The sequence below is a fragment of the Saccharomonospora iraqiensis subsp. paurometabolica YIM 90007 genome (genome assembly GCF_000231035.2).
Classification (GTDB): Bacteria; Actinomycetota; Actinomycetes; order Mycobacteriales; family Pseudonocardiaceae; genus Saccharomonospora; species Saccharomonospora paurometabolica.
On the sequence record NZ_KI912225.1, the window covers coordinates 165,678 to 169,483 of the forward strand.

Genomic DNA, 3,806 nt, shown 5'->3' on the forward strand with positions numbered 1-3,806 from the left:
ATCGCGAGCAGGACGGCGGTGGACCCGAGATTGAGCCTTTGCCAACCTGCCGGGCGGGCATGTCAGGGCGAGTGCGGCGTGGCGTGACCACCAATAGGTGAAGCTCCTGGTAGACGGGTGATTGCCTAGATCAATCCGTCTCACCAGGAGCTTCACCATGCTGTCTTACCCGTCCGGGATGAGTGTGTCCAGCCGCGCTCTCGGCGTGCTGGCCGACGCGCTGCGTGCGCAGCGGAGTCTGCGCGGGACTCGATGGCGCAAGCTGCCTGCCGGACGGCAGGCCCTGCTCGTTGTGGCGTACCTGCGCAAGGGTGAGACCTACGCCGATCTGGCCTGCGGCTTCGACGTCGGTACCTCGACGGTCTATCGCTATATCCGCGAGGCCCTCGACCTGCTCGCGACCATGGCGCCCACCTTGGGTGAGGCGATCGAAGTCGCGAAGCGCAAGGCGTTCGTGATCCTCGACGGCACCCTGCTGCGCATCGACCGGGTCGGTATGGCCTGCGGCCATGACCGGGGTCTTCTACAGCGGCAAGCACAAGGCCCACGGACTGAACGTGCAGGTCCTCGCCGACCCCGTCGGGCGGCTGGTGTGGATCTCCCCGCCGCTTCCCGGCGCCCGCCACGACATGGGGGCGGCCCGCGCCCACGGCATCATCGACGCGCTCACCGACCATGCGATCCGCGCTGCGGCCGACACCGCCTACCAGGGCGCCGGGCCGACGGTGGCGGTCCCGCAGCGGCGTCGACGCAAGGACCCCGACACCGGCCGGTTCCGGAAGCTGTCGCAGAACCAGAAGGACGTGAACACCGCGCACGCCCGCCGCCGCGGACCGGGCGAGCGGGTCAACGCCGAGCTGAAGAACTGGCGGGTCCTGCACAAAATCCGCTCCAGCCCCAACCAGGCCGACAAACTCATCGCCGCAGTTCAGACCCTCATCATCGCCAACACCTAATCAGGTTGGCAAAGGCTCAGTGGCGGCCACGACAGGCTGTGTCGTTTCCTTGCATCGCGACCACGTCTGTTAAAGCTTGGCCCCGTAACCTTTAACGCGGACGGTCGCCGTTCAAGGATAAGGACGAAGATTCGCCGTCGCGGGCGATCGGGAGGCCGGTCACCGCTGCCGTGAAGTGCCTAGGACGAGACCTCGATCTCGCTCACAATCCTGTTCACGTTTTCCTTGGTCAGCGGCCCGAAGAGTACCGGGTTGGCGAGTGTGTTCACCGCGTCGATCACGTCCTGCGAGCCGAAGGCGATGTCGTCGCGTCCTTCCACCGCGTCGGCCCACTCCTCAAGCTCGTCCGCGTCGATCCGACCGCGCTCGAACATGTCGACGACACGGCGCAGTGCCGAGACGTCGAGGGTCGCCAGCTCCTCGTCGGAGTCCCAGGGGAACTCCCGCAACGCGGCGAGGGTGTGTTCGATCGGCTTCCGGAACTCCACCAGGTCTGTGACGATCTCCTGCCTGTCCACAGTATCCCTTCACATCTTGGTCTTCCGGTGAATCAGCACCCCGTCAGGACCGTAGGTGTCTTTGACGTACTGTACGGTGTTGCCTTCCTTGTCGATGACCTTGATGTACTCGGCGTACGACTCGGGGATGTTGTTCGAAGGGACCTTGGAACTCATCCTCATCGCCCCATCGGACAGCTGTTCGATCTCCACGGGCTCGTGCTTCGATGGCAACTTCCCCTCATACCGCTTGAGGTTCGTCGCCTGCTCCGGGTTGAGCCGATCCACCGAGGTGAACCGACGACGAGGATAAGGAAGCGGCTCGGTCACTCTCGAGGAGCTGTCCGGCGACACCTGCGGAACACCAGCCGATACAGCGGCACCGCCGATCGCCGTCAGGTACCCGTGAAGCACGGCAGCGACATGGTGGCAAGACTGTCCGACCAAGTCGAGTCCCTCCCACGCGTGGGCGTGCCGTCGACCGTCGAGAGGAGTTCAGGATCAGAGCTGCCGTTTAGTGTTTGTTTGGACAACACAAAATTTGTCGTCGGTAAAGTTTCCGGTAGCAGTGTCTTGCCAATTGTTTGTATACAGTTGGAGGCTGAAGTCGTAACGGCATGGTGGTTCCATCCTGAAGCCCAGAATGGTGATCGTCGCGCACTCCGAGGCCACCCGAGGATTCGATCTCTTCGGCGAGCACACCGTGATAGCGCTACCCTGCCGCACCATTACCGCCGCGACTCTCCAGCCGAGGCGCCCGCCCTCCTCAGCCGCCCGCGGCGCCGAGGGTGTCGATCGGGCACCAGTGGTCGCCGCGGGGGTCGTCGAGGCAGCGGGCGATGCAGCCGCCGCAGAACCGGCCGTCGACGGTGCCGCGTGGGAGGTCCGGCCGCACGACCGGTTCCGTTCCGCAGAGCGCGCACGGCGCGGTGCCCCAAGCCCGCAGGGCGGCGAGCGCCCGGCGCATCACGTCGACGTCCGGCGGGGGCACGGCAGGTGTGTCCGGGTCGACCGTGGGCCACCGCAGCGGGTCGGTGCCCACCCGGCCGAGCAGAACCGTCGGCGGGTCATCGCGCACCGTCTGTGCCTTCGATGGTGCGGCTGTCGGCCGTGTGCCCGTCGAGTTCATCGGCGCGGGCCAGGAAGTCCCCGGCCAGCCGGGCGAAGGCGTCACCGACCTCCCGCACCGGATCGGCGGGGAGTTCACCGCCGTCCTGCTGCTGCATCAGCTCGACCACCACGGGGCCGAACGAACGCATCACCTCGGCCGCCCGACACAGCAGCTACCGGTCCCGGGCGATCACCAGACCCACTCACGGCGGATGCGAATGGGGCGGGGCGTCGCAACGGCCGCCGGTGGTCCGGGTCGGCCGCAAGCGGTGTGCACCACGGTGGTCACGTCCATCGGACAGCCGGCGGGCATGGGCGCAGCGAGGTGAGGTTCGGCGCTCGCGGCGATAAGGGACGGTGTCTCGGTCACGCCCCGACCGTGCTCGGTCCGCGACCGCAGCGGAACGGACCACGGCCGGGACCACGCGGGGAAAGGCCTGGGAACGCGCCTGAGTCCGCTACCGTGTTCAGACCACTACACTGCGCGACAGAGTGCGAGGAGGGACACGCATCGTGGCACCCAATCAGCGTCTGCGCGCCGCCCGGCTGCGGGTCGAGTCGCCCACGGCACCCGGCAGCCCGCTCACCCGGCAGGAGCTGGCCGAGGCCGTGAACGCGCACGTCCACCGCACCACCGGCAGGGTGACCGCGGTCGACGCCAATCACGTCGGCAAGTGGGAACGCGGACGGGTCCGCTGGCCCGCCGCGTGCTACCGGGCGGCGCTGCGTGCGATCCTCGGGGTGGGCACCGACGCTGATCTGGGTTTCGTGCGACCGGACAGAGGCACGGACGACGTGGACCGCAAGACTTTTCTCCGAACGACGCTCGGCACCGGTGTGGGTGCGGTACTCGGCGGGCAGCTGGCCCCGGCCGAGGAGCACCGCGACCTCGCCGCCGTTATCTCCGGGCCCACCGCGCACTACCGGCGGATGGAACAGGCCGTGCCCACCGGAGAACTCGCCCCCGCCGTGGACGCGCATCTGCGGCTCGCGACCGGGATCGTGGGCGGCGATCTCAATACCCCGGCCGGCTATGCCGCGTTGGCCGAGGTCGCCGGGCTCGCGGCGTGGTTGGCGGTCGACCGGGGCGAGCACGCCACCGCGCGCCGCCGCTACCGCGAGGCCGTCGACCACGCCGAGCGCACCCACCATCCGCTGCTGGTCGCCTACATGACGGCCAGCTTCGGTCACTTCGCCGTCGAGGCCGGTCACGCCCGACAGGGTGTGGCGCTGCTCGACCGCG

General features: G+C 68.0%; 4 protein-coding genes and 2 pseudogenes. 2 read left to right on the forward strand and 4 right to left on the reverse strand.

All coding sequences use genetic code 11. From position 1 onward, the window contains the following. The first annotated feature begins 157 nt into the window (after window positions 1-157). Window positions 158-956 (forward strand): annotated as a pseudogene (locus tag SACPADRAFT_RS26670) (transposase family protein). A gap of 179 nt (window positions 957-1,135) precedes the next feature. Here the strand turns inward: SACPADRAFT_RS26670 and SACPADRAFT_RS0209550 are convergent. From SACPADRAFT_RS0209550 to SACPADRAFT_RS0209565, 4 genes are all read right to left on the reverse strand, one after another. Then, entirely contained in the window at window positions 1,136-1,474 is a 339-nt protein-coding gene (locus tag SACPADRAFT_RS0209550; RefSeq protein WP_007026846.1) for a hypothetical protein, read from the reverse strand. Between the two features lie 9 nt (window positions 1,475-1,483). Beyond that, window positions 1,484-1,630, reverse strand: coding sequence for a hypothetical protein (locus SACPADRAFT_RS32565; protein WP_198048290.1), 147 nt, complete (start codon window positions 1,628-1,630; stop codon window positions 1,484-1,486). Between the two features lie 589 nt (window positions 1,631-2,219). Next, a complete protein-coding gene (locus SACPADRAFT_RS0209560) occupies window positions 2,220-2,531 on the reverse strand; it encodes a hypothetical protein (protein WP_007026848.1) in 312 nt (103 codons plus the stop codon). Further along, window positions 2,521-2,712, reverse strand: a complete 192-nt coding sequence (locus SACPADRAFT_RS0209565) for a hypothetical protein (protein WP_007026849.1) — start codon at window positions 2,710-2,712, stop codon at window positions 2,521-2,523. Before SACPADRAFT_RS0209565 ends, SACPADRAFT_RS0209560 begins: the two co-directional genes overlap by 11 nt. Before the next feature lie 364 nt (window positions 2,713-3,076). Here SACPADRAFT_RS0209565 and SACPADRAFT_RS26675 point away from each other — a divergent pair. After that, a pseudogene (locus SACPADRAFT_RS26675) lies at window positions 3,077-3,806 on the forward strand (hypothetical protein); the annotation flags it as partial.

What these genes read in the sequence shown, in the direction of transcription:
- SACPADRAFT_RS32565 (WP_198048290.1), bottom strand. Translation starts at nt 1,630, where the DNA reads ATGAGTTCCAAGGTCCCTTCGAACAACATCCCCGAGTCGTACGCCGAG.
- SACPADRAFT_RS0209565 (WP_007026849.1), bottom strand. Translation starts at nt 2,712, where the DNA reads ATGCGTTCGTTCGGCCCCGTGGTGGTCGAGCTGATGCAGCAGCAGGAC.